The 1,058-nt window shown below is 68.4% G+C and carries 1 protein-coding gene and 1 pseudogene; both read right to left on the reverse strand.

Annotated elements, in window-relative coordinates; genetic code table 11:
• A partial coding sequence (lplT, locus tag CYR32_RS21165) for a lysophospholipid transporter LplT (RefSeq protein ID WP_101827043.1) occupies positions 1–812 on the reverse strand: 812 nt, incomplete at its 3' end.
• Positions 809–1,058: pseudogene (locus CYR32_RS21170) on the reverse strand (bifunctional 2-acylglycerophosphoethanolamine acyltransferase/acyl-ACP synthetase); the annotation flags it as partial. The gene lplT and the pseudogene CYR32_RS21170, both read right to left, overlap by 4 nt.

Consider the following 1,058-nt stretch of genomic DNA (forward strand, 5'->3'; position numbering starts at 1 on the left):
GCCGCGCCGAGCACGATGCCGATCGCCACAAAGGCGTTCAGCAGCGTCGGCAAGGTATGGGTGGTGATGCCGAGCGCCACCGGCACCCACAGCACCAGCAGCAGCCGCAGCGTGACGCCTGCGCCCCAGAACAGGCTGGTGCCCACCAGCGAGAAGCGCGCGCCGCTCTCCTGCCACAAGGTGCGTACCGCCTGCGCAAAGGCGCTGACCATCCGCCCCGGGTGCCACGGCTGGCCGGGGCGCGCCGCCGGTAAACGCGGGATAAAGAGGTTTGCCACCACCGCCACGCCATAGGCCACCGCACAGGCACCGATGGCCGCCAGCAGGTGCCAGTCGGAGAGCCAGCCCCCGGCCACCGACCCGAGCAGGATCGCGGCAATCGTCGAGGACTCCATCAGCCCGTTGGCTTTGACCAGCTGCTCCCCGCGGGTGATCTCACCGAGGATGCCGTACTTGGCCGGTGAGTAGGCCGCCGCGCCGACGCCCACCAGCCCGTAGCCGAGGAACGGGTTCAGCCCGGCCAGGATCGCCGCCGCGCCCACCAGTTTCAGCAGGTTGGCGACCATCATCACCCGCCCTTTGGCGAAGCTGTCGGCAAACTGGCCGACAAAGGGGGCCAGCACAATGTAAGCGGCGACAAACGCCATCTGCAGGATCGGCTGGCTCCAGTCGGGGTAGTGCTGCTGAGTAATCAGCGCCAGGGTGGCGAACAGCAGCGCGTTATCGCCGAAAGCGGAGAGGAACTGCGCCACAATCACCGCCACCATACTGCGTGACAGCAAGCCGTCACCACGGTTCAGGGTCTGTTTCATACGGCACGCTCCGGGTTTTCCGCCATCTGGCGCAGGGCAACAAAGTCAGGTTTGCCGCTGCCGAGCAGCGGCAGCGCTTTCACCACGCGGATGTCACGCGGCACCGCCAGCTCCGGCGTGCCGCTGTCGCGCGCGGCGTTCAGCAGTTGCTCGCGCGTCAGTGCGCGGTCGGTGGTGAACAGCACCAGCGACTCGCCGCGGGCGCTGTCGGTGCGCGACGAGGCGGCGTGCTGCCCCTCCGGCGAC

The sequence above is a fragment of the Chimaeribacter coloradensis genome (assembly GCF_002858715.1).
Taxonomy (GTDB): domain Bacteria; phylum Pseudomonadota; class Gammaproteobacteria; order Enterobacterales; family Enterobacteriaceae; genus Chimaeribacter; species Chimaeribacter coloradensis.